At 62.7% G+C, this 24,932-nt stretch carries 23 protein-coding genes; 10 read left to right on the top strand and 13 right to left on the bottom strand.

From position 1 onward, the window contains the following. Window positions 1-68: 68 nt before the first annotated feature. The 6 genes from gfa to rph form a co-directional block, all read right to left on the bottom strand. Complete coding sequence (gene gfa / locus VNQ78_RS15060; protein WP_325691230.1) at window positions 69-653, bottom strand: S-(hydroxymethyl)glutathione synthase; 585 nt, start codon at window positions 651-653, stop codon at window positions 69-71. Window positions 654-752: 99 nt separating this feature from the next. Next, window positions 753-1,106 carry a YbaN family protein gene (locus tag VNQ78_RS15055; RefSeq protein WP_325691228.1) on the bottom strand — a complete coding sequence of 118 codons (354 nt, stop codon included), beginning with the start codon at window positions 1,104-1,106 and terminating at the stop codon, window positions 753-755. Window position 1,107: 1 nt separating this feature from the next. Then, window positions 1,108-2,298 carry a radical SAM family heme chaperone HemW gene (gene hemW / locus VNQ78_RS15050; protein WP_325691226.1) on the bottom strand — a complete coding sequence of 397 codons (1,191 nt, stop codon included), beginning with the start codon at window positions 2,296-2,298 and terminating at the stop codon, window positions 1,108-1,110. Next, complete coding sequence (locus VNQ78_RS15045) at window positions 2,295-2,696, bottom strand: RidA family protein (RefSeq protein WP_414694085.1); 402 nt, start codon at window positions 2,694-2,696, stop codon at window positions 2,295-2,297. The genes hemW and VNQ78_RS15045 overlap by 4 nt, the downstream gene beginning before the upstream one ends. After that, window positions 2,662-3,267, bottom strand: coding sequence for an RdgB/HAM1 family non-canonical purine NTP pyrophosphatase (rdgB, locus tag VNQ78_RS15040; protein ID WP_325691221.1), 606 nt, complete (start codon window positions 3,265-3,267; stop codon window positions 2,662-2,664). Before rdgB ends, VNQ78_RS15045 begins: the two co-directional genes overlap by 35 nt. Beyond that, the gene (gene rph / locus VNQ78_RS15035) at window positions 3,264-3,977 is read right to left on the bottom strand and encodes a ribonuclease PH (protein WP_325691219.1); all 714 of its coding nucleotides are present in this window, start codon (window positions 3,975-3,977) and stop codon (window positions 3,264-3,266) included. The genes rdgB and rph overlap by 4 nt, the downstream gene beginning before the upstream one ends. Before the next feature lie 86 nt (window positions 3,978-4,063). Between rph and hrcA the strand changes: the two genes are divergently transcribed. Then, window positions 4,064-5,119, top strand: a complete 1,056-nt coding sequence (gene hrcA, locus VNQ78_RS15030) for a heat-inducible transcriptional repressor HrcA (RefSeq protein ID WP_325691217.1) — start codon at window positions 4,064-4,066, stop codon at window positions 5,117-5,119. Between the two features lie 5 nt (window positions 5,120-5,124). Next, complete coding sequence (locus tag VNQ78_RS15025; RefSeq protein ID WP_325691215.1) at window positions 5,125-5,676, top strand: nucleotide exchange factor GrpE; 552 nt, start codon at window positions 5,125-5,127, stop codon at window positions 5,674-5,676. 89 nt (window positions 5,677-5,765) lie between these two features. Here the strand turns inward: VNQ78_RS15025 and VNQ78_RS15020 are convergent, their stop codons facing one another. From VNQ78_RS15020 to VNQ78_RS14990, 7 genes are all read right to left on the bottom strand, one after another. Further along, on the bottom strand, window positions 5,766-6,638 hold the full coding sequence (locus VNQ78_RS15020; protein ID WP_325691213.1) for a ParB/RepB/Spo0J family partition protein: 873 nt from the start codon (window positions 6,636-6,638) through the stop codon (window positions 5,766-5,768). A gap of 10 nt (window positions 6,639-6,648) precedes the next feature. Next, window positions 6,649-7,425: a ParA family protein gene (locus VNQ78_RS15015; protein WP_325691211.1), complete on the bottom strand. Its 777-nt coding sequence runs from the start codon at window positions 7,423-7,425 to the stop codon at window positions 6,649-6,651. Then, the gene (gene rsmG / locus VNQ78_RS15010; protein WP_325691208.1) at window positions 7,418-7,999 is read right to left on the bottom strand and encodes a 16S rRNA (guanine(527)-N(7))-methyltransferase RsmG; all 582 of its coding nucleotides are present in this window, start codon (window positions 7,997-7,999) and stop codon (window positions 7,418-7,420) included. Before rsmG ends, VNQ78_RS15015 begins: the two co-directional genes overlap by 8 nt. Further along, window positions 7,996-9,858 (bottom strand): tRNA uridine-5-carboxymethylaminomethyl(34) synthesis enzyme MnmG, encoded by a 1,863-nt coding sequence (gene mnmG / locus VNQ78_RS15005; RefSeq protein ID WP_325691206.1) that lies wholly within the window; start codon window positions 9,856-9,858, stop codon window positions 7,996-7,998. The genes rsmG and mnmG overlap by 4 nt, the downstream gene beginning before the upstream one ends. A gap of 10 nt (window positions 9,859-9,868) precedes the next feature. After that, complete coding sequence (mnmE, locus tag VNQ78_RS15000) at window positions 9,869-11,128, bottom strand: tRNA uridine-5-carboxymethylaminomethyl(34) synthesis GTPase MnmE (RefSeq protein WP_325691204.1); 1,260 nt, start codon at window positions 11,126-11,128, stop codon at window positions 9,869-9,871. Between the two features lie 16 nt (window positions 11,129-11,144). After that, complete coding sequence (gene rho, locus VNQ78_RS14995) at window positions 11,145-12,416, bottom strand: transcription termination factor Rho (RefSeq protein WP_325691276.1); 1,272 nt, start codon at window positions 12,414-12,416, stop codon at window positions 11,145-11,147. Between the two features lie 119 nt (window positions 12,417-12,535). Then, window positions 12,536-12,985, bottom strand: coding sequence for a CopD family protein (locus tag VNQ78_RS14990; RefSeq protein WP_325691202.1), 450 nt, complete (start codon window positions 12,983-12,985; stop codon window positions 12,536-12,538). 532 nt (window positions 12,986-13,517) lie between these two features. Here VNQ78_RS14990 and VNQ78_RS14985 point away from each other — a divergent pair. From VNQ78_RS14985 to selB, 8 genes are all read left to right on the top strand, one after another. Then, on the top strand, window positions 13,518-14,756 hold the full coding sequence (locus VNQ78_RS14985) for an aromatic ring-hydroxylating dioxygenase subunit alpha (RefSeq protein WP_325691200.1): 1,239 nt from the start codon (window positions 13,518-13,520) through the stop codon (window positions 14,754-14,756). Continuing rightward, on the top strand, window positions 14,756-15,832 hold the full coding sequence (locus tag VNQ78_RS14980; RefSeq protein WP_325691198.1) for a hybrid-cluster NAD(P)-dependent oxidoreductase: 1,077 nt from the start codon (window positions 14,756-14,758) through the stop codon (window positions 15,830-15,832). Before VNQ78_RS14985 ends, VNQ78_RS14980 begins: the two co-directional genes overlap by 1 nt. A 153-nt stretch (window positions 15,833-15,985) precedes the next feature. Further along, a complete protein-coding gene (gene fdnG, locus VNQ78_RS14975; protein WP_325691195.1) occupies window positions 15,986-19,069 on the top strand; it encodes a formate dehydrogenase-N subunit alpha in 3,084 nt (1,027 codons plus the stop codon). Next, complete coding sequence (fdxH, locus tag VNQ78_RS14970) at window positions 19,066-20,055, top strand: formate dehydrogenase subunit beta (protein WP_325691193.1); 990 nt, start codon at window positions 19,066-19,068, stop codon at window positions 20,053-20,055. The genes fdnG and fdxH overlap by 4 nt, the downstream gene beginning before the upstream one ends. Next, window positions 20,055-20,741 (top strand): formate dehydrogenase subunit gamma, encoded by a 687-nt coding sequence (locus VNQ78_RS14965; protein WP_325691191.1) that lies wholly within the window; start codon window positions 20,055-20,057, stop codon window positions 20,739-20,741. The genes fdxH and VNQ78_RS14965 overlap by 1 nt, the downstream gene beginning before the upstream one ends. Window positions 20,742-20,765: 24 nt before the next feature. Further along, window positions 20,766-21,674: a formate dehydrogenase accessory protein FdhE gene (gene fdhE / locus VNQ78_RS14960; RefSeq protein WP_325691189.1), complete on the top strand. Its 909-nt coding sequence runs from the start codon at window positions 20,766-20,768 to the stop codon at window positions 21,672-21,674. Further along, window positions 21,674-23,008 (top strand): L-seryl-tRNA(Sec) selenium transferase, encoded by a 1,335-nt coding sequence (selA, locus tag VNQ78_RS14955; RefSeq protein WP_325691186.1) that lies wholly within the window; start codon window positions 21,674-21,676, stop codon window positions 23,006-23,008. Before fdhE ends, selA begins: the two co-directional genes overlap by 1 nt. After that, a complete protein-coding gene (selB, locus tag VNQ78_RS14950) occupies window positions 23,005-24,930 on the top strand; it encodes a selenocysteine-specific translation elongation factor (RefSeq protein WP_325691184.1) in 1,926 nt (641 codons plus the stop codon). Before selA ends, selB begins: the two co-directional genes overlap by 4 nt. Window positions 24,931-24,932 lie beyond the last annotated feature (2 nt).

Here is a 24,932-nt window from a genome sequence, read left to right as displayed (position 1 = left end):
CGCGTCCGCGGTCATGGTTTCGGGGGCCGGAACGACCGACCCCCTGCTTGCTGCGAAAACGGGGGCCGTCAAGCCGCGAGTGCACCCGATTTCTTGGCGATATGCGTCGCGATCGCGTCCATGAGCGGCGGCGAGAGCGCGTCATAGGGCTCCAGCCCCAATTCGCGAAGCCTCGCGCGAATGCCCGCCATGCGGCTGGGATCGACACCCGATTCGATGACCGAGCTGACGAAGGCGGCAAATTCCGGCGCCGACCAGCCGTCCTGATCCGAAAGCTCGGTATGGACGAAATCGAGGCCATAGAACGGATGCTCGGTATTCTCGATCCGGCCATACATGTGAACGCCGCAGTCCTTGCAGCGATGACGCTGGATCGGGGCGTCCTTGTTGACGATCTCGAGCTTCTCGGCGCCGCTCAGCACCTCGACCGCATCGCGGCCGACGACGGCGACCTGCGAAAAGATGGCGCCCTCGGGCTTCCAGCATTTGGTGCATCCGCAGACGTGGTTATGCGCGGTCTGGGACTTGACCGAGACGCGCACCGGATTGCTGGAACATTTGCAGTGAAGCTCACCGCCGGAAAATCCCGGCGTGGCTGGTTTGATGCCGTTATCAACGGCGGGGTGGATCTTTACCCCGGAAGTGTCGCTCATGGTCCTCCCTCCGATAGACCCTGGGCCTTGACCGGCACCAGTGAGCGCAGTTTGCGCCGCAGAAGGGCGCAGGCAAGTGGGCAAAAGGTTGTAACGCGGTCAGGATTCCGGCCGCGTCACCAACCACAGCGCGACCGCGCTGCAAACCAGCGCCTGCGCGACAATCAGGCGCGGATCCAGCCCAAAATAAAGCGACCAGCCCACGCCGCAGGCCATGGCCACCGTCGCCCAGATCTTGGCCGGACGCCCGATCACGCCGCGCTTGCGCCAGTTGCGCAGGGCCGGCCCGAAGGTCGGGTGCCGCATGATCCGGGCGCTGAGCCGGGGCGAGGATTTGGCAAAGGCCCAGACCGCGATCAGCAGGAAGGGCACCGTTGGCATCACCGGCAGAATCGCCCCGATCACCCCGACCGTCAGGGAGAGCCAACCAAGCGCGAGCCAGAGGAAACGCATGCTACTCCGCCAATTCGCGCAAGATGCCGTTCAGGACAGGGCGGCCGATGGCCGTCGCTGCAAGCCGGTCGTTCCGGGTTTCGACCAGACCAAGCCCGATCAGATCCGCGACGCGATCTTGCGGCAGCCTCGCCCCATGCGCGGCATAGCGCGAAAGCTCCATCCCTTCAGCAAGCCTGAGCGACATCAGCAGATATTCGACCGCCCGGTCCGAGAGCGTCAGGCAGTCGCGCAGGCTGTCGCCGCTGCCCTTGCCCTCGACCGCGTCCAGCCATGCGCCGGGCGCGAGATGGGCCTCAGTCGCCCAGCGGCCATTGGGCAGCGTCAGGCGGCCATGCGCCCCCGGCCCGACGGCCGCCCAGTCGCCCTGACGCCAATAGACCAGATTGTGCCGGCTTTCCGCCCCGGAACGCGCGTGATTCGAGATCTCATAGGCCGGCATCCCGGCAGCCGCGCAGATTTCCTGCGTGTCGAGATACATGTCGGCCGAGAGATCGTCGTCTGGCAGCCCCTTGAGACCGCCGCGGGCATGGCGGGCGCCAAATGCGGTGCCCGGCTCGATCGTCAGTTGATAGGCCGAGAGGTGGTCGACGGCCATCGACAGCGCTTCGGTCAGCTCGCGCCGCCAATGCGCGCGGTCCTGATCCTGCCGGGCATAGATCAGGTCGAAACTGACGCGGTCGAAGCAATCGCGGGCAATGTCGAAGGCGGCGCGCGCCTCGGCCACGCTGTGCATCCGGCCCAGCCGCCGCAAGTCCTCGTCGTTGAGCGCCTGCACGCCCATCGAGATACGGTTGACGCCGCCATCGGCATAGGCCCGGAAACGCCCCATCTCGACACTGGTGGGGTTCGCCTCCAGCGTGATCTCGATATCATTGGCGAAGGGCCACTCAGCCCGCGCCGCCTCGATCACGCCGGCGACGGTTTCGGGGTTCATCAGGCTGGGGGTGCCGCCGCCAAAGAAGATACTGTTCAGCACGCGTCCCGGCAATTCGCGCCCCAGCCGCGCCAGCTCACTGCGATAGGCCTGAAGCCAGCGGCGCTGGTCGATCGTCGCGGCGACATGGCTGTTGAAATCGCAATAGGGGCATTTCGAGGCGCAGAATGGCCAATGGACATAAAGCGCAAATCCCCCTGCCCGCCAGTCCTGGGCAAGGGGGTCACTTTGTGGGATTGCGGCGGCGGCTGTCATTCCTTGAACGCTGTAACCTCGATCTCGACCTTCATTTCGGGTTTGATGAGGCCCGCGACAACCATCGTGGCCGCAGGTAACGCAACCTTCATCGCCTCGCCCAGAACCGGAGCGATTTCGTCAACCAAACCGGGATCGACGATCGTGTATTGCACCCTCACGATGTCCTCGGGCGCGAATCCCGCCTTGCGCAGCGTGTCGAAGATGGTCGCGAAGGCATTGCGGGCCTGATCGGCGGCGCTTTCGGGCATCTGCATCGCGGCATAGTCATAGCCGGTCGTGCCCGAAACGAAGCACCACGGCCCCTTGACCACGGCGCGGCTGTATCCCAGCGCGGCCTCGAACGGAGAGCCGGTCGATATCCTAACCAAGGGCGGCCTCCAGCTTGCGGAAGGCATCGGCGCGGTGGCTGATGCGGTTCTTCTCCTCGGGCTTCATCTCGGCATAGGTCAGATCGTGGCCGTCGGGAATGAAGATCGGGTCATAGCCGTGACCCTCTGCCCCGCGCGGCGGCCAGGTCAGGCGACCGGGCGCGACACCCTCGAAGATCTCCTCATGCCCATCGGGCCACATCAGGATCAGGGTCGCCCGGAACTGGGCGGTGCGGGGGTGAGGGGCGGAGCGCGCCTCAAGCTCGTTCCAGGTGCGGGTCATCGCCTGCATGAAGTCCCGGCCATTCGGCGTCTCGGCCCAGTCGGCGGTATAGACCCCCGGCGCGCCGTCAAGCCCGTCCACGGTGATCCCGCTGTCATCGGCCAGAACCGGCAGGCCCGTCGCCTCGACCGCGGCGCGGGCCTTGATGCGGGCATTGCCGATAAAGCTCGACTCGGTTTCCTCGGGCTCGGCCAGACCCATCTCTCCCGCCGAGGTCACCTCGATCCCGTGCGGGGCCATCATCGCGCGGATTTCATCCAGCTTGCCGCTGTTATGGGTCGCGACAAGCAGTTTTCGCTCGCCCAGCTTCCTCATGCGATTGCCGCTTTCTGAGCAGCAACGAGTTCTGCAATCCCGCCCTCGGCGAGGTCGAGAAGCTGGTTCATCTCGGGGCGCGAGAAGGTGGCGCCCTCGGCCGACATCTGGACTTCGATCAGGCGGCCCGATCCGGTCAGGATGAAGTTGCCGTCAGTCCCCGCCTCGCTGTCCTCGGCATAGTCGAGGTCGAGGATCGGCTGGCCGGCATAGATGCCGCAGGAAACCGCCGCCACATGATCCATGATCGGGTCGGTACTGATGACACCCGCCGTCAGCAGCTTGTTGACGGCAAGCCGCAGCGCGACCCAGCCGCCAGTGATCGAGGCGCAGCGGGTGCCGCCATCGGCCTGGATCACGTCGCAATCGATCACGATCTGACGCTCGCCAAGCGCGCGGCGGTCGATGCCGGCGCGAAGCGCGCGGCCGATCAGGCGCTGGATCTCCTGCGTGCGGCCGGATTGCTTGCCCGCCGCGGCCTCGCGCCGGTTGCGGGAATTGGTCGCGCGGGGCAGCATTCCGTATTCCGCAGTCACCCAACCCTGCCCCGAACCCTTCAGAAAGGGCGGCGCCTTCTCCTCGATCGTGGCCGAGCAGAGGACGCGCGTGTCCCCGCACGAGATCAGACACGAGCCCTCGGCGTGGCGCATCACGCCCGTTTCGATTGAAATCGGACGCATATCGCTTAAATTCCGGCCAGAGGGTCGCATCGGTCATTCCTTTCGGGGGTTTTGCTGTTCAAATACAGGTCGCCTGCCCCTGACCGCAACCCCGTGAACGATCAGCTTGAGCCATCATGCCAGAGACCGCCCTGCTTTCCGATCTGAACGACCGCTCGCGCGAGGTGTTTCGCCGGGTGGTCGAAGCCTATCTTGCGACCGGCGAACCCGTCGGATCGCGCACACTGACCCGCGACATGACCGAGCGCGTCAGTGCCGCGACCATCCGCAATGTCATGCAGGATCTGGAGCATCTGGGTCTGCTGGACCATCCCCATGTCTCGGCCGGGCGGATGCCCACGCAGCTTGGCCTGCGCCTTTTCGTCGACGGGCTGATGGAGGCGGGGCCGGTCTCGCCCACCGACCGGGAGATGATCCAGGAGACACTGGCCGATGAACGCGGCGATACCGGCGCGAGGCTGGACCGGCTCAGCACCGCGCTGTCGACGCTGACGCATGGCGCCTCGCTGGTGCTGATGCCGAAACAGGAAGCGCCGGTTCGCCATATCGAGTTCGTGAGCCTCGCCCCTGATCGGGCGCTGGTGGTGCTGGTCTTTGCCGATGGGCGGGTCGAAAACCGGGTCTTTTCGCCCCCTGCGGGGTATACGGCCAGTTCTATGCGGGAGGCGGCCAATTTCCTCAATGCAGTGGCGGAGGGGCGGACGCTGGCGGATCTGCGGCAGGGCATCTCGAAAGAGGTCGAGGCGAGCCGTCAGCAGCTCGATAAGGCGGCGGCAGAACTGATCGCCTCGGGCCTTGCCATGTGGAATGACGACGGCCCCGACCCGCGGCTGATCGTTCGCGGACGCGCCAACCTACTTGCACATGAACTGGCGGACCTCGACCGCATACGGACGCTTTTCGACGACCTCGAGCGGAAGCGGGACATTGCCGAATTCCTTGAACTTGCCGAGCATGGCGAGGGCGTGCGCATCTTCATCGGGTCCGAGAACAAGCTTTTTTCACTTTCCGGTTCATCTCTCGTCGTTTCTCCCTATATGAATGCCGACCGTAAGATCGTTGGCGCGGTCGGCGTGATCGGCCCAACGAGGCTGAATTACGGAAGGATCGTGCCGATCGTTGATTATACTGCGCAGCTCGTCGGCCGGATCATCTCTGGCCGGAAAGGATGAAGGACATGACGAACGAGTATCCGAATGCAAACCCCCTCGATGACGAGGATTTCCCCGAGTCCCTGCCCGAGGCTGCCGAGGGCGCCGCACTGGAGATCGAAGCCCTGACTGCCGAACGGGATAGCCTGAGGGACAAGTTCATGCGCGCCCTGGCGGATGCGGAAAATGCACGCAAGCGGGCCGACAAGGACCGCCGCGAGGCCGAGCAATATGGCGGATCGCGCCTTGCCCGCGACCTGCTGCCGGTGCACGACGCGCTGACGCGCGCCCTCGAATCCGTCAATGACGAGCAGCGGGCAAATGCCGCCGCACTGATCGAGGGTGTCGAACTGACGCTGCGCGAACTGGGGAATGTATTCGCCAAGCATGGCATCCATATCGTCAAGCCCGAGATCGGCGACAAGTTCGATCCGACGCTGCATGAGGCGATGTTCGAGGCCCCGGTTCCGGGCACCATCGCCGGCAACATCATCCAGGTCATGGGCGACGGTTTCATGCTGCACGACCGCCTGCTGCGCCCCGCCAAGGTCGGCGTCAGTTCAAATCCGGCGTCCTGATCCGAAGCACAAAGTTCACAAAACCCCGGATTTCGATCCGGGGTTTTAGCTTATCTAGGGGTACGATGTTGCTGGCTGACTATATCTAGTCAGTTACCGAGCATCTGACAAAGCCGATCGAGCTGATCCAGATCCTTATAGGCAATGACAAGCTGTCCGCCTTCCTGCCCCGAATGATTGATCGCCACGCGCATTTTCAGGTGCGCAGACAGATCGCTTTCGAGCGCCCTGGTATCGGCATCCTTTTCGGGCCGGCGCGATGCAGGTTTTTGCTTCGCGGCCTCTGCCTGCCGGCGAACCAGTTCCTCGGTCTCGCGAACCGACAGGTTCTTTTCGATCACCTTGCGGGCCAGTTCCACCGCATTGGGCGCCGTGATCAGTGCGCGGGCATGACCGGCAGTCAGCTTGCCTTCCTTCAGCCAGTTCTGGACCTGATCTGGAAGGTTCAGCAATCTCAACAGGTTGGCGATGTGGCTGCGGCTCTTGTTCAAAGCCTCGGCAAGCTTTTCCTGCGTATGCCCGAAGCGATCCATCAGTTGGCGATAGGAAGCGGCTTCCTCGATCGCGTTGAGGTCGGCGCGCTGGATATTCTCCACGATGGCAATCTCGAGAACTTCCGTATCGCTGAGCTCTCGGACGATAACCGGAACGTCGTGCAATTGGGCGAGTTGCGCCGCGCGCCAGCGACGCTCACCTGCGACGATCTGATAAAGTCCCCGATCGCTCGGATGCGGGCGGACGATCAGAGGCTGCAACATTCCGCGCTGACGAAGCGAATCTGCCAGCTCCTGCAACGATTCCTGGGCGAAACTGCGGCGGGGCTGGTCTGGATTGGGCGTGATCTGCTCGACAGGCAGCAGTTGCCGCGGCATCGGCCTTTCGGAGGGTATCAGGTCGACATCGGCCATCAATGCCGACAACCCACGCCCCAGCCCTCTCTTCTCAAGCTTGTTCTCTGACATGGCGTTCCCCCTAGGCTGTCACGAATTGTCTGGCCAGAAATTCCTTGGCAAGCTCCCGATAGGCGATACTGCCCTTGGAACCCGGATCGTAATGCAGAACCGGCAGAGCATGCGACGGCGCCTCGGACAGACGCACGTTGCGCGGAATAACCGTGTTATAGACCAGCCCCGATAGCGTGTTCCGGGCATCCGCCTCGACCTGCTGCGAGAGATTGTTGCGGTTGTCCGACATGGTCAGCAACACGCCCTCGATCCTCAGATCGGGATTGGCTGTCTGCCGAACCTCACGCACCGTCATCAGCAGTTGCGACAGCCCTTCAAGGGCATAGAACTCTGCCTGAAGGGGCACCAGAACGCTTCCAGCAGCCACCATGGCATTCACCGTCAGAAGACCAAGCGCCGGCGGGCAATCGATCAAAAGATATTCAAGATCAGCGCCATGCGCCAGTTTCCGGCGGAGGAGTTGGGTCCGGCCCGGCCGATTGGAAATTTCGAAATCGACCGAGGACAAATCACGGCTGGACGGAACAAGGCTGAGATTATCAATTCGCGTGGGAATCATGCATTCGACAAGACCCGCATCCGCCGTCAGAAGATCATAGGAGGTCAGATCTCTCTCCTCGGGCGGAACGCCAAGTCCGGTCGAAGCGTTTCCCTGCGAATCGAGGTCGATAATCGCAACCTTGTGCCCATTCTCTGCCAATGCAGCAGCCAGATTGATCGCGGTGGTGGTCTTTCCCACCCCACCCTTCTGGTTCGCGACCGCGATGATCCTTGTTTCAACCATGGCATATATCCGCTATCTCCAGGATTGCTGCATCAGGATCGGTTTCACTTTGGTGAACCCGAAGAGCGAATTGCCATTGTTTCCGGGCTTCATCCACCTCAGATGACCAGTTTCTGCCCTTCATGAGCCATGCTCTCCCGCCTTCAACCAGATGTCTCGCTACATATGACATCAGGAGGGGGAGCGGGGCAAGCGCGCGTGCGCTGACATTCGCGGAAGAAAGCGGCTTTGCCTCCTCGATACGCTCTGTAACGATGTTTACGTTGGTCAAAGCTAGCTCTCGGGTCACGGTCCGCAGGAAGGCAGACTTTCTTTTGTCGCTTTCCACCAAGGAAACCTCGAGATCGGGCCGACATATGGCGACAACTATTCCAGGGAGTCCGCCTCCGCTTCCCAGATCGGCCCATGTTCCGACGGCCTCCCGCGACGCTTCCACAAGTTGTCGGCAATCAGCGATATGCCTGATTTCGACCTCGCTCAGCGTGGACGGCGCCACAAGGTTGATCGCAGGATTCCATTTTCGGATCAGCGAAGCATATTTCTGAAGCGCTTCTGTTTCACGTGAAACAGTCATCTTGCTGCACGTTTCTCGCCGGACCGGAGGATCGCGAGAATGAGTGTCAGCGCAGCTGGCGTCATCCCTTCGATACTTGCCGCAGCTGCGAGCGTGGACGGCGCAAAGCGCTTCAACTTTGCCTTAAGCTCGTTCGAAAGCCCTGAAATCCGATCATATACGAAATCGGCGGGAATTTTGACCGCTTCCTCCTTGCGCAGGATGGTGGCGTCCCTCTCCTGCCGATCCGTATACTGCCTATAGAGGGCATCAGTCGCCAGTTGTTGTAGCGTGCGCGTATCAGTCGAGGCAAACTGATGGTCCAGATCCACGACCCTGCTTCGATCGATATCCTGCTGCCCCAGAAGCGCCAGCAAGCTGCGCCGGCTTCCGTCCTGACGAACCTCAATTCCCGCTTGCCGCAGTTCCGATGGTGTGAAACTCACACGCTCGGCGCGATCCCGTGCCACGGAATAACGCTGCATCTTATCGGAGTAGCTCGCTTCCCGCGCCTCGCCAACGCAGCCAAGCCCCAGTCCAAGCGGTGTCAGGCGCTGATCGGCGTTGTCGGCGCGCAAAGAGAGTCTGAATTCAGCCCGCGAAGTGAACATCCGATAGGGCTCACTCACGCCGCGAGTCACGAGATCATCGATCATAACTCCGATATAGCTTTCCGAACGGCTGAAATGCGTAGCGGGACGGCCCTGAGCCCTCAATGCTGCGTTCAAACCGGCCACCAGCCCCTGCGCCGCGGCCTCTTCATAACCGGTCGTGCCGTTGATCTGCCCCGCGAGGAACAGTCCGGGCATGGTTTTCACCTCGAGCGCAGGGTTCAGTGCCCTCGGATCAATATAATCATACTCAACTGCGTAGCCGGGTTGGACAATCTCGACATTTTCAAGGCCGCGAATGGAGCGCACATAGGTAAGCTGCACATCCTCCGGCAAGGAAGTGGAAATTCCGTTGGGATAGACCAAGTCGGAGTCCAAGCCTTCGGGCTCCAGGAAGATCTGATGCGAGTCTTTATCGCCGAAACGGACAATTTTATCCTCGATCGAAGGGCAGTAGCGCGGTCCAACTCCCTCGATTCTGCCGCCATACATCGCAGACCGACCGAGATTCTCTCGAATAACGTCGTGAGTGCGCGTATTTGTATGGGTGACGGCACAACTGACCTGTTCGACCAGCGGCCCGTCACTAAGATACGAAAAGAGCACCGGATCATCGTCGCCCGGTTGCTTCGGCAGACTATCCCAGTCAATCGTCGATCGGAGCAGACGGGGCGGCGTCCCCGTTTTCAATCGACCCAGCGGCAATGAAAGCGGCCACAAAGATTCCGCAAGCTCGATAGAAGCAGCAGATCCCCAACGTCCGGCCCGTTTCGTCTTATCTCCGATGTGGATCAGGCCATTCAGGAAGGTGCCCGCCGTCAAGACGACCTGGTGTGAAACCAATTCCGTGCCATCACTTAGAACCACGCCTCGCACGCCATCCGGGCCATGCTCGATCCGGGTCACCTCGCCCAGCACCGCTGTCAGTCCCGCTTGACCTTCAACCAGCTTCTTCGCCGCTTGCTTATAGAGCTTGCGGTCCGATTGAGCACGCGGCCCTTGCACCGCCGGGCCCTTGCGACGATTCAGCAGACGAAACTGGATCCCCGCCGCATCCGCCAGCAGGCCCATTGCCCCGTCCATCGCGTCGACTTCGCGAACGAGGTGTCCCTTCCCAAGCCCGCCAATCGCCGGATTGCAGGACATGGTGCCGAAATCTTCCAGGGAAAGGCTCACCAGTGCGGTATCGGCCCCCATCCGGGCAGCCGCCATCGCGGCCTCCAGACCGGCATGACCTCCACCCACTACGACCACGTCAAACTGTTTCACGTGAAACACCCTATTTCCCGATACAGAACGAAGAGAAGATTTCGTCGAGATAGTCTTCCGCCCCGATTCTTCCTAGAAGCGAGGCCAGCGTAAATGACGCTTCCCGGAGTGATTCTGCAAGAAACTCCGGCGCCATTTCCTCACTGACGGCGAGGGAACGCAGCGCTCTCTCCAATGCCTCGGCCTGGCGGCGATGCCCGATGAGACCGGATTTTGCCGCCCTGACCCGCAGTCGATCATAAACCAGATCCAGCAATTCAGAAATACCCTCACCGGTCTTTGCCGAGACCGAGAGGGTGTTGCCCGCCGACAAGTCCGCCTTCGATCGGACGATCAGGTCGCCCTCCTCGGCAGCGCCAGCCCCGTCAGCCTCTTCGGAGAGAAGGATTCGCAGGTCCGCATCTTCGGCGCGGCGCAGCGCCCGCTGCACTCCCATCGCTTCGATCGGATCAGCGCTTTCCCGCATACCTGCCGTATCCAGAAACGTAACCGGCAATCCCTTCAGATCGGTGCGAAGCTCAAGGATATCGCGTGTCGTGCCCGCGATATCCGAAACAAGCGCAAGCTCTCGCTTCGCTATTCTATTGATAAGACTGGATTTACCGGCATTTGGCGGGCCGATGATCGCGACCTCATAGCCCTGCCGCAGCCGCTCGGTAGCTGGATAACTTTCCAGCATCGCCGCAATCTCGGCACGGGAGGATCGGATCAGGTCAAAAACCTCGGCCGGCACATCCTCGGGTACTTCTTCGTCGGCAAAGTCGATACTGGCCTCGACCAGCGCGCCCGCGCGCACGAGTTTTGCACGCAACTCCTCGACCTTCCGGCCCAGCTCTCCGTCGGTCGACTTCATCGCCAGCCGACGCTGAGCTTCGGTTTCAGCCGATAGCAGGTCTGCCAGACCCTCCGCTTCCGCGAGGTCCATGCGGCCGTTCAGGAATGCTCGCCGCGTAAACTCGCCCGCTTCGGCGCGACGCAAGCCACGCGCAAGCAATGCCTGGGTCAAGCGGTTCGCAATGACCGGCGCGCCATGTAGATGAAATTCCGCAACTTCCTCGCCGGTAAAGCTGTGGCCTTCCTCGAACCACATGACAAGGGCGTGGTCGATCAGGTCATCACCGTCACGAAGCGCGCGAAGATAAGCGCGCCGCGCTTGCGGCACGGCACCGGTCAGCGATTGCAGGACAATGCGCGACTCCGGGCCGCTCAAACGAACGACCGAAACGCCTCCTCGACCGGGCGGCGTCGCCTCGGCAAAGATCGTGTCCACCGCATCCTCCGCGCCGTCAGGCGTTCATGGAATCAAAGAACTCACTGTTGGTCTTGGTCTGCTTCATCTTCGAAAGCAGGAATTCGATCGCATCTGTCGTACCCATCGGGTTGAGGATGCGACGCAGAAGATAAGTCTTCTGCAGATCTTTCGAATCGACCAGCAGTTCTTCCTTTCGCGTGCCGGATTTGAGGATATCCATGGCCGGGAAGACCCGCTTATCGGCGACCTTGCGGTCAAGGACGATCTCGCTGTTGCCGGTGCCCTTGAACTCTTCGAAGATCACCTCGTCCATGCGCGAGCCGGTGTCGATCAGCGCGGTCGCGATGATCGTCAGCGATCCACCCTCTTCGATATTCCGTGCCGCACCGAAGAAGCGTTTCGGCCTTTGCAGCGCATTCGCATCCACGCCGCCGGTCAGCACCTTGCCAGAGCTCGGCACGACCGTGTTGAATGCCCTACCAAGTCTTGTGATAGAATCGAGGAGAATAACAACATCTCGTTTATGCTCGACAAGACGCTTGGCCTTTTCGATCACCATCTCCGACACTGCGACGTGTCGGCTGGCAGGCTCGTCGAAGGTCGAAGAGATCACCTCGCCCTTCACCGAACGCTGCATATCGGTCACCTCTTCGGGGCGCTCGTCGATCAGCAGGACGATGAGATAGCATTCAGGATGATTTTTCTCGATCGAATGCGCGATATTCTGCAAAAGCACCGTTTTACCGGTTCGCGGCGGCGCCACGATCAGCGAGCGCTGCCCCTTCCCGATCGGGGCGACGAGGTCGATGATCCGGGCCGAGCGATCCTTGATCGTCGGATCCTCGATTTCCATCTTCAGACGCTCGTTCGGATAAAGCGGCGTCAGGTTGTCGAATGCAACCTTGTGGCGGGCCTTTTCCGGGTCCTCGAAGTTGATCTTCTCAACCTTCGTCAGTGCGAAATACCGCTCATTCTCGCCGGGAGCGCGGATCACGCCCTCGACAGTATCGCCAGTGCGCAGCGAATGCTGCCGGATCATGTCCGGGCTGACATAGATATCGTCCGGGCCGGGCAGATAGTTCGCCTCGGTCGAGCGCAGGAAGCCGAAGCCGTCCTGGACGACCTCAAGCACGCCGTCGCCGCCGATGTCCCATCCCTCTTCCGCATGCTCCTTCAGGACCGAGAACATCATCTCGCCCTTGCGCATGGTCGAGGCGTTCTCGATCTCCCACTCCTCGGCCATGGCCAGCAGGTCAGCGGGGCTTTTCGCCTTCAGATCGGACAGGTTCAGACGTTCTTCGGTCATATCAGGCCCATAGACGCAACGGATCAGCGGATCGCGCCACAGTAGAAATTGTGAATGGAAAACGGCCGCCGGACGGCGGTTGAAGCCCAGATAGGAAGATTCCCCTCGGGAGTCAATTCTCAGAACTTCACAATCACCGAAAGCACGATCACCACCATCAGCACGGTGGGCAGTTCGTTCATCAGCCGGTAGCGTCGGCCGGGAAGCCCTTGCCCAGCCAATATCGCCTTTCTCTGGACCGCCAGCCACATGTGAAACCAGGTCATGGCAATGACGGCCGCAGCCTTGCTCCATGGCCAGACCATCGTCCAGTCAACGATTCCCGGTGTCGCAACCAGCATGAGACCCGCGATCCAGGTCAGGATCATCGCCGGCCTCATGATCAGCCGCAGGAGCTTATCCTCCATGATCGCCAGAGAAGCCGCAGGTTCGCCCTGGGGACTGGTCCCGCGTTCGACGTGATAAACGAACAGTCGCGGAAGGTAGAACAGCCCCGCCATCCACGCGATGACCGCCATGACGTGAAGGGCTTTAACCCAAGGGTAATACAGGGAGAGCAGATCGAGCATGGGACCTCCAGATGCACCAAGCCTCTATCAATGAAGATAAAGAGAAAGAAGATTGATGTAGTGATAGGTCCTGTGGATGACTGGATACCATTGTTTCACGGACGAAATCCCCAGACCAAAGCATTGGGGAAAACTTGAACGTAAATGGTTTGTTAACATATTTATCAATATAAACCAAATACTTACAAAGTATCGTCCTGTGGATAAGATTGTGAAAAGTTGATTCACTCACAGGCTGTGGAAAGTGGCATACCAGTTCTCAACATGGGGAAAACTCGCCGGGGTTCCCCTCCCGTTCGCAGGGGTAATCCACAACCGGGAACAGGCCAGGGTGATTCCCACAGATTCGCCCTCGTGAGTCGCACCCGATTCCTCCACAGGGTTATTCAGCGGTCGGGCGATCCGGGCTGATGGCGGAGTCTGCGAAGGTCAGATTTCGTCCTCGGAATGTCGCATTTGGCGGATTGCGACGGCACAATCCGATGCAAACCTCGCGCTAAAGACGCCCTCGCCCAGCCAATGGAAGCCAGCCATGCTGAACAACACCGAAATCCTGTCCCAGCTCGTCAATCGGCAGAAGAACCATGCGCTGACGCGCGATCTCTACTGCGATCCGGGCGTGTTTGATGCCGATCTCGAGCAGATCTGGTACAAGGAATGGCTCTTTGCCATCCCGGCCTGTGAAGTGCCCAAGACCGGGAACTATGCGACCATGCAGGTCGGCGCCTTTCCGGTCCTGATCATCCGCGGAGGGGATGGCAAGATCCGCGCCTTCCACAATGTCTGTCGCCATCGGGGCCAGCGCCTCTGCTCGAAGGCCAGCGGCTCGACCCCGAAGCTGGTCTGCCCTTATCATCAATGGACCTACGAGCTGGACGGCAAGCTTCTCTACGCCCGCGACATGGGCGACGATTTCGATGCGTCGAAATTCGGGCTGAAGCCGGTTCATTGCATCGACCTGAACGGCATGATCTTCGTCTGCCTGGCCCAGGTGCCGCCGCCGATCGCCGATCTTGCCAAGCATCTGATGAGCTATCTTGTGCCCAGCGGTCTGGCCGACAGCAAGGTCGCCTTCTCCTCCACCATCGTCGAGAAAGGCAACTGGAAGCTGGTGATCGAGAACAACCGCGAATGCTATCATTGCAGCGGCTCGCATCCCTCGCTGTGCCGCAGCTATTCCGACAACCCGCTGATGACGGTGATGGAGGGGCCGAACGCCGCCTCGCCCGAGATCCTTGCCCATTGGGACCGTTGCGACGAGGCCGGGGTGCCGGCGCGTTTCGTCAATCAGGCCGACATGCAATGGCGCCTTGCGCGCGTGCCGCTGCTCGACAATGCCGAGAGCTTCACCATGTCGACCAAGTCTGCTGTCTCCCGGCTGATGGGCAGTATGCCCTGGGCCGATGCGGGCAGCCTGATGTTCTATCACTTCCCGTCCAGCTGGAACCACTTCCTGCCGGACCACGCGATCGTCTTCCGCCTGCTGCCCATCAGCCCGACCGAGACCGAGGTGACGACCAAGTGGCTGGTCCACAAGGATGCCGTCGAGGGCAAGGATTACGACCTCCAGCAGCTGACCGAGGTCTGGCTTGCCACCAATGACGAGGACCGCCGCGTCGTCGAGGAGAACCAGAACGGCATCCGCTCTCCCGCCTATGAGCCCGGCCCCTATTCGCCGACGCAGGAGGAAGGGGTGATCCACTTCGTCGACTGGTATACCTCGCTCTTGGCGAACCGCCTGAACCCAGCGCCCGCGATGGCGGCGGAATAATGGCGGTTCTGGTCAAGGCTTTCGGCGACCGGCCATGGAAGGACGACGAACCGCTGGAATGTGCGATGGTGGTACCCGAGACCTCGGACACCGCGACCTTCACCTTCCGCGCGCCGTCGGGATCGTATTTCGACTATCAGCCCGGCCAGTTCGTGACGCTGGATCTGCCGTTGCCCGGCGGGAACGTCCAGCGCACCTATACGATCAGCTCCAGCCCCTCGCGGCCGCTGTCGATCGGGGTCACCGTCAAGGCCCAGCCCGGCAGCATCGGCGGGCGCTGGATGCTGGACCATTTGCGTCCCGGCATGCGGCTCAGGGCCTTCGGCCCCGCCGGGATCTTCAGCTTCATCCGCCACGAAGCGCCGAAATATCTGTTCATCTCGGCCGGTTCCGGCATCACGCCGATGATGTCGATGACGACCTGGGCCTGGGATTCGGGCGAAATGCCGGACATCATCTTCGTCCATGCCGCGCGCAGTCCCAGCGACATGATCTTCCGCCAGCGGCTTGAGCAGATGGCGGATCGCGTTCCGGGGTTGCAGCTGCGCTTCACGGTCGAGGAAGCCGATCCCTTCCGCACATGGCACGGCTATCGCGGGCGGCTCAACCAGATCATGCTGGGGCTGATGGCGCCGGATTATCTTGAGCGCGAGGTGTTCTGCTGCGGGCCCGAGCCCTTCATGCAGGCGGTCCGCGACATGCTGGTCGCCCTTGGCTACGACATGGACCGCTATCATCAGGAGAGTTTCGGCGCCCCGGTCCGCAACGAAGCCGAGGCCCCGGTGATCGAGGATGTCGTGCCGGACGAAGCGAGCCAGGCCCAGATCACCTTCGCCGCCTCGGGCCTGACGGTGAAATGCACCGAGACGGACACCGTTCTTGGCGTGGCCAAGTCGAACGGGCTGAACATCCCCTCGGGCTGCACCTTCGGGCTTTGCGGCACCTGCAAGATCCGCAAGACCTCGGGCGAGGTGCATATGGTCCATAACGGCGGGATCTCTGACGAGGACATCGAGGCCGGCTATATCCTTGCCTGCTGCTCGCACCCGATCGGAGCGGTCGCGGTCGAGGCCTGAGGATCACTCTTCCCCCCTCTCATTTCAAAGCGATTTCATCAATTTAATGCGAGGCCCCTCGACGGGCTTCGCGCATCGCTTTGCTTGACAAGCCGATTGGCCGGGAGGCATGCTGGCAATACCTATCCATTTGACAGGCAAAAAGGGGGCACGATGAATATCGACCTCTCACGTCGCGGCTTTCTGAAGCTCGCGGGTGCAGGCGTCGCGGCCACATCGCTCGGGGCTATGGGTTTTGGTGAGGCGGAGGCGGCCGAACAGGCCCATGTCCGCGCCTTCAAGCTGGCATCGACGACCGAGACGCGCAACACTTGCACCTATTGTTCGGTTGCCTGCGGCATCCTCATCTACTCCAAGGGTGATCTTGCCGCCGGCGAAAAGGCCGAGATCGTCCATATCGAGGGCGATGCCGACCATCCGACGAACCGCGGCACGCTTTGCCCCAAGGGCGCGGCGCTGAAGGACACGGTGCTGTCCGAGACGCGCCTGACCCAGCCCCGCATCCGCCGCCCCGGAGCCGACCGGCTCGAGGAAATCAGCTGGGAGGAGGCGCTCGACAAGATCGCCCGCGCCCTGAAGGACGACCGGGACGCGAATATGGTCCTGACCAACGATCTTGGCGTGCCCGTCAATCGCTGGACCTCGTCGGGTTTCCTTGCCGCATCGGCGACAACGAACGAGACCGCGTGGCTGACCTACAAGGTGGTCAGGGCCATGGGGATCGTCGGCTTCGATAACCAGGCGCGCGTTTGACACGGCCCCACGGTGTCCAGTTTGGGCCCGACCTTTGGCCGCGGAGCGATGACGAATCCCTGGACCGACATCAAGAATACCGACCTTGTCATCGTCATGGGCGGCAATGCCGCTGAAGCCCATCCCTGCGGCTTCAAATGGGTGACCGAGGCGAAAGCCCATCGTGGCGCCAAGCTGATCGTCGTGGACCCCCGGTTCACGCGCACGGCCTCTGTCGCGGATTACTACGCGCCGATCCGTCCAGGCTCCGACATCGCCTTCCTGATGGCGATGATCAACTGGATGATCCAGAACGACAAGGTGCAGTGGGAATACGTCAAGAATTTCACCAATGCCGCCTTCATTGTGAAGGACGAATTCGGGTGGAGTGACGGGCTTTTCACCGGCTACGACCCCGAGAAGCGCGACTATGACAAGTCGAGCTGGGACTATGTGATCGGTGATGACGGGTTTGCGCAGGTCGACATGACCCTGCAGAACCCGCGCTGTGTCTGGAACCTGCTGAAGGAGCATGTCTCGCGCTACACGCCCGAGCTGGTCGAGCAGGTCTGCGGGACGCCCAAGGACAAGTTCCTGCATATCGCCGAGATGATCGGCGAATGCTCGGCGCCCGACAAGGTCATGACCTCGATGTATGCGCTTGGCTGGACGCAGCACGCCAAAGGCTCGCAGAACATCCGCGGCATGGCGATGCTGCAGCTGGTCCTTGGCAATATCGGGGTTCGGGGTGGCGGCATGAACGCGCTGCGCGGGCATTCCAACATTCAGGGCCTGACCGATATCGGGCTGATGTCGAACCTGATCCCCGGCTATCTGAACATCCCGACCGAGGCGGAAACCGACTGGACGACCTACATGTCCAGCCGTTCTTTCAAGCCGCTCAGGCCGGGACAGACGAGCTATTGGCAGAACTATCCCAAGTTCATGGTCAGCTTCATGAAGGCCATGTGGGGCGATGCCGCGCGGGCGGACAACGATTGGGCCTATGACTATCTGCCCAAGCTGGATGTCCCGACCTATGACATCCTGCGCATGTTCGACCTGATGAACGAGGGTCAGATCACCAACTATTTCTGCCAGGGCTTCAACCCGCTGCTGTCCTTCCCGAACCGGGCCAAGCTGACCGCTGCGCTGTCCAAGCTGAAGCTTCTGGTGGTGATGGACCCGCTGGAAACCGAAACCGCGCATTTCTGGGAGAACCACGGCGAATATAACGACGTCGATTCCGCCTCCATCCAGACCGAGGTGATCGAGCTTCCGACGACCAGCTTTGCCGAGGATGACGGCTCGCTGGTGAATTCGGGCCGCTGGCTGCAATGGCACTGGGCGGCGGGAACCCCTCCCGGTCAGGCGCGGCGCGACACCTGGATCATGTCGCAGATCTTCCTGCGCGTGAAAAAGCTCTATCAGGACGAGGGCGGGGTCTTCCCCGATCCGATCCTGAACCTGACCTGGGACTATGCGGACGAGAATGAGCCGACGGCCGAGGAACTGGCGAAGGAGCTGAACGGCAAGGCGCTTGGCGATGTCTACGACCTTGTGGACACGACCAAGCTTCTGGCCGGGCAGGGCAAGCAATTGCTGAACTTCAGCCAGCTTCGCGACGACGGTTCGACCATGTCGGCCTGCTGGATCTATGGCGGCTGCTGGAACGAGGATGGCAACAACATGGCCCGCCGGGACAACAGCGACCCCGACGATACCGGCATGTTCCTGAACTGGAGCTATGCCTGGCCGCTGAACCGGCGCATCCTCTATAACCGCGCCTCGGCGGATATGGAGGGGCGGCCCTGGGACGCCTCTCGCAAGCTGATGGAGTGGAATGGCGAGAAATGGGTGGGGTATGACATCCCCGACATCTCGCCCACCGCGAAACCCAGCGAGGTGGGGCCGTTCATCATGAACGCAGAGGGGGCCTCACGGCTCTTTACCCGGGGCATGATGCGCGACGGACCGTTCCCCACCCATATGGAGCCGTTCGAAAGCCCGATCGCCAATGTCTTCAACCCGGAAATGCGCGGAAACCCGGTGGCACGGGTCTTTGCCAGCGATGCGGAACAGTTCGCGACCAGCGACGAGTTTCCGTTTGTGGCAACGTCCTACCGGCTGACCGAGCATTTCCACTATTGGACCAAGCACAACCGCATCAACGCCGCGCTGCAACCCGAGTTCTTCGTCGAGATCAGCGAGGAGCTGGCCGCCGAGAAGGGCATCAAGAAAGGCGGCATGGTGCGGGTCTGGTCCAAGCGGGGCGAGGTCTGGGCGCGGGCGGTCGTGACCAAGCGGATCCGGCCGCTGCAATGCGGCGAGAAGCTGGTCCATGTCGTCGGCATCCCGCTGCATTGGGGCTTCATCGGCGCGGCCCGCAAGGGCTTCGGCCCGAACAGCCTGACGCCCTTCGTCGGGGACGCAAATGTCGAGACGCCGGAATTCAAGGCGTTCCTCGTCAATATCGAGCCTGCAACAGGGGAGGCCGTGTCATGACCATGGACCCGAACCTCGACAGTCCGCGGACGGCGGTGTCAAACCCGCCGATCCAGCCGATGAAGGCGAACCTTGGCCCGGGCGACGTCGTCCGCGCCTCGGCGATGCCCGACCTGCCCAAGCCCGAGCGCGAGCTGACGCCCGTGGCCAAGCTGATCGACGTATCGAAATGCATCGGCTGCAAGGCCTGCCAGTCTGCTTGCGCCGAATGGAACGATACCGTGCCCGAGATCGGGTTCAATGCGGGCGTCTATGAAAACCCGCATGACCTGACCCCGGACATGTTCACGCTGATGCGCTTCAGCGAATTCGACAATCCCGAGACCGGCAATCTGGAATGGCTGATCCGCAAGGATGGCTGCATGCATTGCAGCGATCCCGGTTGCCTCAAGGCCTGCCCGGCTCCGGGGGCGATCGTGCAATATTCGAACGGGATCGTCGATTTCATCCACGAGAACTGCATCGGCTGCGGCTATTGCATCACCGGCTGTCCCTTCGACATTCCCCGCGTCAGCAAGGTCGATCACAAAAGCTATAAATGCACCCTCTGCTCGGACCGGGTGGCGGTGGGACAGGGACCGGCCTGCGCCAAGGCCTGTCCGACCCAGGCCATCGTCTTCGGCACCAAGGACGACATGATCGAGCACGCGAACATGCGGGTCGAGGACCTGAAATCGCGCGGCTTCGAGAATGCCGGCATCTATGACCCGGAAGGCGTGGGCGGCACCCATGTCTTCTATGTGCTGCATCACGCCGACCAGCCCTCGCTTTATTCCAACCTGCCTGAAAACCCGCGGATCTCGCCGGTCGTGCAGGGCTGGAAAGGCGTGACCAAGACCATCGGCCTTGCGGTGATCGGGGCTGCGGCTGTCGGCTCGATCCTGCACGGCTTGCTCGGGCGGGCCAACAAGGTCAGCGCCGAGGAAGAGCGCGAGGCCGAGCATCTGGTCGAAAGCAACCTGCCCGCCGGCAAGGAGGGGTCGTGATGGAAAAGCGTCTCTACTCGCAATCTGGCGACCATATCGAAAGCACGGACCCGGTGACGGTCAGCCGCTATCGTGGCTTTACCCGGATCAACCACTGGGTCACGGCACTCAGCCTGATCGTGCTGCTGATCTCGGGCCTCGCGCTGTTTCATCCGTCGCTCTATTTCCTGACCGGGCTGTTTGGCGGCGGGCAGAACACGCGCTGGCTGCATCCCCTCGTCGGGATCCTGCTGTTCGTGAGCTTTTTCATCCTCTTCGTGCAACTCTGGAGGCTGAACCTGCCCAAGCCCGAGGATCGGACATGGGTTGCGAATATCGGCGATGTGGTGACGGGGCATGAGGAACGCCTGCCCGAGCTTGGCAAATACAATGCCGGGCAAAAGGGCGTGTTCTGGGCGATGTCGGGCCTGATCATCGTGCTGATCGTCTCGGGCGTGATGGTGTGGGAGGAATATTTCCCCGAACTCGTCTCGCTGCCGGTCAGACGCTGGGCGATGCTGATCCATTCGCTGGCTGCGGTCCTGATCATCCTGACCTTCATCGCCCATGTCTATGCCGCCGTCTGGACGCGCGGCACCCTGCGCGCCATGACGCGCGGCACGGTGACCGGCGGCTGGGCCTGGCGCCATCACCGCAAGTGGCTTCGGGAACTGGCTGGACGCGAGCGCGAGGGTCCGGCAGAGTAGGCCAGACGCAAGGGCCAGGACGCAATGACCTCCAGCTTGAAACCCGATCCCTCGATGATCGGCGGCGTCGCCAAGGTTCCCTTGGCGCGCCTTCCCGATCCCGAGACCCTTTTCACCACGCGGGCCGAGCGGTTTGAATTTCTCGCTCTGCACAGCCCGAACCTCGCGCCCTATCTGCGCTTTCTGGGCCGCGTGGCCCGCGCCCAGGCGGAACTGGCGCGGGAACTGCCCGTGCCGGCACCCCCTTCCGCCTCGCGGATCGAGCTGGCGCGCTCCAGCCGGATGCCGCCCCTCGACCGCAATGACATGCGCGCGGGGCTTTCGGTCGCGCTGGACCGGCTTTGCGACCTCCTCGCCGACGCCGAGATGCCCGAGCCTGCCCGCCTCGCCCTTCGCGCGCTGCAATCGGCCGAACCTGCGGACCGGGACTGGGTGATGACCAATGTGCTGACCGACACCATCCCCGAGGATAGCGTCGCCCCCCACCTTTTCGCGGCGGCGGCACTTCAGGTCCATGCCGCGATGATGGCCGCGACGCTTCACGTGGAACAACTGGTGCCCATTCGAACCGGGATATGCCCCGCATGTGGTGGCAGGCCGACGACAAGCATGGTGACCGAGAGTATCGGGGCCGAGGGCGCGCGCTATTGTTCCTGCGCGACCTGCCAGACGCTCTGGAACGAGGTGCGGGTGAAATGCACCTGCTGCGGCTCAACCAAGGGCATCACCTATCGCTCGGTCGAGACCGAAGAGGCGACCGTCAAGGCCGAGATCTGTCGTGAATGCGCGCATTGGGTGAAGATCCTCTATCAGAACAAGAACCCGACGCTTGAGCCGGTGGCCGATGACGTGGCGAGCCTCGGCCTCGACCTGATGATGCGCGACACCGAATGGAAACGCGGCGGGTTCAACCCGTTCCTCGTGGGCTATTGATGGATCTGCGCTCCCTGCCCTCGGTCGACCGGTTGCTGACGGCTGCGGCGGGGCTGGTCGACCTTCACGGACGCGCGGCCGTGACCGATGCGCTGCGGGCCGAGCTTGCGGCGATCCGGGCCGCGCGTCCCGATCCCCTGCCCGATGCGGGCCAGATCATCGCCTCGGTGGATCGCGGCATGGCGGCGGTCGCGCAAAGTCGCCTCCGCCCGGTCCTGAACCTGACGGGCACGGTCCTTCACACCAATCTTGGCCGCGCCCTGCTTGCCGACCCGGCGGTCGAGGCCGCGATTGCCGCGATGCGCGCCCCCGCCGCGCTGGAATTCGACCTCGATACCGGCGGGCGGGGCGAGCGTGACAGCCATCTGCGCGGGTTGCTTTGCGAATTGACCGGGGCCGAGGACGCAACCGTCGTCAACAACAATGCCGCCGCCGTCCTCATCGCGCTGAACACGCTGGCGCGCGGGCGCGAGGCGATCGTTTCGCGGGGTGAGTTGATCGAGATCGGCGGCGCCTTCCGCATGCCCGCGATCATGGAGCAGGCCGGTTGCACGCTCCGCGAGGTCGGGACGACGAACCGCACCCATGCCCGCGACTATCGCGACGCCCTCGGCCCGGAAACCGGCGTGGTGATGAAGGTCCATACCTCGAACTACCGTATCGAAGGCTTCACCAAGGAGGTTCCGGCCCCCGAACTCGCCGGTATCGGGCATGAGGTGGGCTTGCCGCTGCTGAACGACCTTGGCTCGGGCACGCTGGTCGATCTGCGGCGCTGGGGCCTCGCGCCCGAGCCGACCGTGGCCGAAGCGGTGGCCGAGGGGGCCGATCTGGTGACGTTTTCCGGCGACAAGCTGCTCGGCGGTCCGCAGGCAGGCTTCATCGTCGGCAGGCGCGACCTGATTGCCCGGATCAACAAGAATCCCCTGAAACGTGCCCTGCGCATGGACAAGATCCGTATCGCCGCGACCGAGGCGACACTGCGCCTCTATCGCGACCCCGACCGGCTGGCTGAGCGTCTGCCGACGCTGCGCCTGCTCTCGCGCTCTCAGTCCGAGATCCGCGCGCAGGCCGGGCGTCTTGCCCCCATCGTCGCAGAAAAGCTGGGCTGCGAGGTCCGGGTGATCGATTGCGCCAGCCAGATTGGTTCGGGTGCGCTGCCGACCGAGACGATCCCAAGCGCGGGCCTTGCCCTTGGCCCCGCGCCCGAGGCGCTGGCCGCGCGGCTCAGGGCGCTTGCAGTGCCGATCATTGGGCGAATCCATGACGGCGCGCTGATCCTCGACCTGCGCTGCCTGCCCGATGACGCTGCCATGCTGGATGCGCTGGCCGGATGATCGTCGGCACGGCGGGGCATATCGACCACGGCAAGACCGCGCTGGTGCGTGCCCTGACCGGCATCGACGCCGACCGTCTGGCCGAGGAAAAGGCCCGCGGCATCACCATCGAGCTTGGCTTTGCCTATGCCGATCTGGGCGGCGGCGCGGTCACCGGCTTCGTCGATGTCCCCGGCCACGAGAAATTCGTCCATACCATGCTGGCGGGGGCCGGCGGGATTGATCTGGCGCTGCTGGTGATCGCGGCGGATGACGGCATCATGCCGCAAACGCGCGAGCATCTGGCGATCCTCGACCTGCTGGGTATCACGCGCAGCATCGTCGCCTTGACGAAATCCGATCTCGCCGACCCTGATCGCATCCAGATTCTTTCTAATGAAATAAAAGATTTACTGGAAGGAACGGGCCTCACTGACGCGCCGATCCTGCCCGTCTCGTCGCTGACTGGTGAGGGGATCGACACGCTACGCGCGGCGCTCGCACTGGCCGAGGACGAGACCACGGCCCGCGCCGCGGACGCCCGCTTTCGCCTTGCCGTGGATCGCAGCTTCACGCTTGCCGGGGCGGGAACGGTCGTCACCGGCACTGTGTTTTCGGGCCGCGTCGCGGTCGGCGACCAAATCACGATCAGCCCCTCGGGCCTTTCCGCGCGGGTGCGCGGCATCCATGCCCAGAACCGCAAGGCCGAAATCGGGCTCGCCGGTCAGCGCTGCGCCCTGAACCTCAGCGGCGAGGGCATAACGCGCGAGGCGATAGCGCGCGGCGACATGGCGCTTGACCCGGCCCTGCACGCTCCGACCGACCGGATCGACGTGATCCTGCGTGCCCTGCCGTCCGAGCCGAAGCCGCTTGGCACCTGGTTTCCCGCCCGGCTGCATATCGGTGCGGCCGAGCTTGGCGCGCGGATCGTGCCGCTGGGAGGTCCCCTCGATCCCGGCGCCGTGGGGTTGGCGCAGATCGTCCTCGATCGCCCGGTGGCGGCCGCGGTGGGGGATCGCTTCATCCTGCGCGATGTCTCGGCCCGGCGCACCATCGGCGGCGGGCGGGTCATCGACCTGCGCGCCCCGGCCCGCCGCCGTGCCCGGCCCGAGCGGCTTGCCGCGCTGCGTGCCCTTGCCCTGACCGACCCCGCCGCCGCGCTGGCCGCACTGGGCGAAACCGGGCTGGTCGATCTGGATGGTTTCGCCCGGGATCGCGCCCTCTCGCCCCCGCAACTCGAAGCGGCCTGCGTCGCATCGGGCCTTGTGGTGATCGCGGGCACGCGGATGGCGCTTCCACCTGCCAGCCTCGATACCCTGCGCCAGCAAATGCACGAGCTGCTGAGCGCGTTTCACGCCGAGAATGCCGATCTGCAAGGGCTGGGGCGCGAGCGGTTGCGGCTGCTGCTCGTCCCGCGCCTGCCCAAGCCCGATTTCGCCGCCTTCATCCGCGCCGAGGCCGAGGCGGGCCGGGTCGCGCTGGATGGCGCCTTTCTCCGCCTTCCCGGCCACCTGCCCCGCCTCTCACCCGAGGATGAGGAGATCTATGCCCGGATCCTGCCGCATCTTCTGGGAGACGAGCGTTTTCGCCCGCCCCGCGTGCGCGATTTCGCCACCGATCTCGGGGTGGACGAAGCCGAGATGCGCCGCATCCTGCGCATGGCCGCGCGGCAGGGCCGGGTCGACCAGATTGCGCATGACCATTTCTTTGCCCGCGCAACGACGGTCGAGATGGTGGGCATCATCCGCGACCTTGGGACCAAAGCCGAGGATGGCTGGTTCACTGCCCCGGCCTTTCGCGACCGGGTGCAGAACGGGCGCAAGGTTGCGATCCAGATTCTCGACTTTTTCGACCGGCTTGGTCTAACCTTGCGGCGGGGCGATTTACGGCGCATCAATCCGCACCGGATCGATCTGTTCACCCCGGACGGGTCGCAAGGATGAGC

The sequence above is a fragment of the Paracoccus sp. (in: a-proteobacteria) genome, assembly GCF_035556475.1.
Classification (GTDB): Bacteria; Pseudomonadota; Alphaproteobacteria; order Rhodobacterales; family Rhodobacteraceae; genus Paracoccus.
The sequence above is the reverse complement of the archived record's forward strand: the minus strand, read 5'-3'. Positions and strand labels throughout refer to the sequence as shown.

Excerpts from the sequence above, each read along its gene's own strand:
- selA (WP_325691186.1), top strand. The coding sequence starts at position 21,674 with ATGGATCTGCGCTCCCTGCCCTCGGTCGACCGGTTGCTGACGGCTGCG.
- hemW (WP_325691226.1), bottom strand. The coding sequence starts at position 2,298 with ATGACAGCCGCCGCCGCAATCCCACAAAGTGACCCCCTTGCCCAGGAC.
- gfa (WP_325691230.1), bottom strand. The coding sequence starts at position 653 with ATGAGCGACACTTCCGGGGTAAAGATCCACCCCGCCGTTGATAACGGC.
- fdxH (WP_325691193.1), top strand. The coding sequence starts at position 19,066 with ATGACCATGGACCCGAACCTCGACAGTCCGCGGACGGCGGTGTCAAAC.
- VNQ78_RS15055 (WP_325691228.1), bottom strand. The coding sequence starts at position 1,106 with ATGCGTTTCCTCTGGCTCGCGCTTGGTTGGCTCTCCCTGACGGTCGGG.
- VNQ78_RS15020 (WP_325691213.1), bottom strand. The coding sequence starts at position 6,638 with ATGTCAGAGAACAAGCTTGAGAAGAGAGGGCTGGGGCGTGGGTTGTCG.
- rph (WP_325691219.1), bottom strand. The coding sequence starts at position 3,977 with ATGCGACCCTCTGGCCGGAATTTAAGCGATATGCGTCCGATTTCAATC.
- fdhE (WP_325691189.1), top strand. The coding sequence starts at position 20,766 with ATGACCTCCAGCTTGAAACCCGATCCCTCGATGATCGGCGGCGTCGCC.
- rsmG (WP_325691208.1), bottom strand. The coding sequence starts at position 7,999 with ATGACTGTTTCACGTGAAACAGAAGCGCTTCAGAAATATGCTTCGCTG.
- hrcA (WP_325691217.1), top strand. The coding sequence starts at position 4,064 with ATGCCAGAGACCGCCCTGCTTTCCGATCTGAACGACCGCTCGCGCGAG.
- VNQ78_RS14980 (WP_325691198.1), top strand. The coding sequence starts at position 14,756 with ATGGCGGTTCTGGTCAAGGCTTTCGGCGACCGGCCATGGAAGGACGAC.
- VNQ78_RS15045 (WP_414694085.1), bottom strand. The coding sequence starts at position 2,696 with ATGCCTTCCGCAAGCTGGAGGCCGCCCTTGGTTAGGATATCGACCGGC.
- VNQ78_RS14965 (WP_325691191.1), top strand. The coding sequence starts at position 20,055 with ATGGAAAAGCGTCTCTACTCGCAATCTGGCGACCATATCGAAAGCACG.
- VNQ78_RS15025 (WP_325691215.1), top strand. The coding sequence starts at position 5,125 with ATGACGAACGAGTATCCGAATGCAAACCCCCTCGATGACGAGGATTTC.
- selB (WP_325691184.1), top strand. The coding sequence starts at position 23,005 with ATGATCGTCGGCACGGCGGGGCATATCGACCACGGCAAGACCGCGCTG.
- VNQ78_RS14985 (WP_325691200.1), top strand. The coding sequence starts at position 13,518 with ATGCTGAACAACACCGAAATCCTGTCCCAGCTCGTCAATCGGCAGAAG.
- rdgB (WP_325691221.1), bottom strand. The coding sequence starts at position 3,267 with ATGAGGAAGCTGGGCGAGCGAAAACTGCTTGTCGCGACCCATAACAGC.
- rho (WP_325691276.1), bottom strand. The coding sequence starts at position 12,416 with ATGACCGAAGAACGTCTGAACCTGTCCGATCTGAAGGCGAAAAGCCCC.
- VNQ78_RS15015 (WP_325691211.1), bottom strand. The coding sequence starts at position 7,425 with ATGGTTGAAACAAGGATCATCGCGGTCGCGAACCAGAAGGGTGGGGTG.
- VNQ78_RS14990 (WP_325691202.1), bottom strand. The coding sequence starts at position 12,985 with ATGCTCGATCTGCTCTCCCTGTATTACCCTTGGGTTAAAGCCCTTCAC.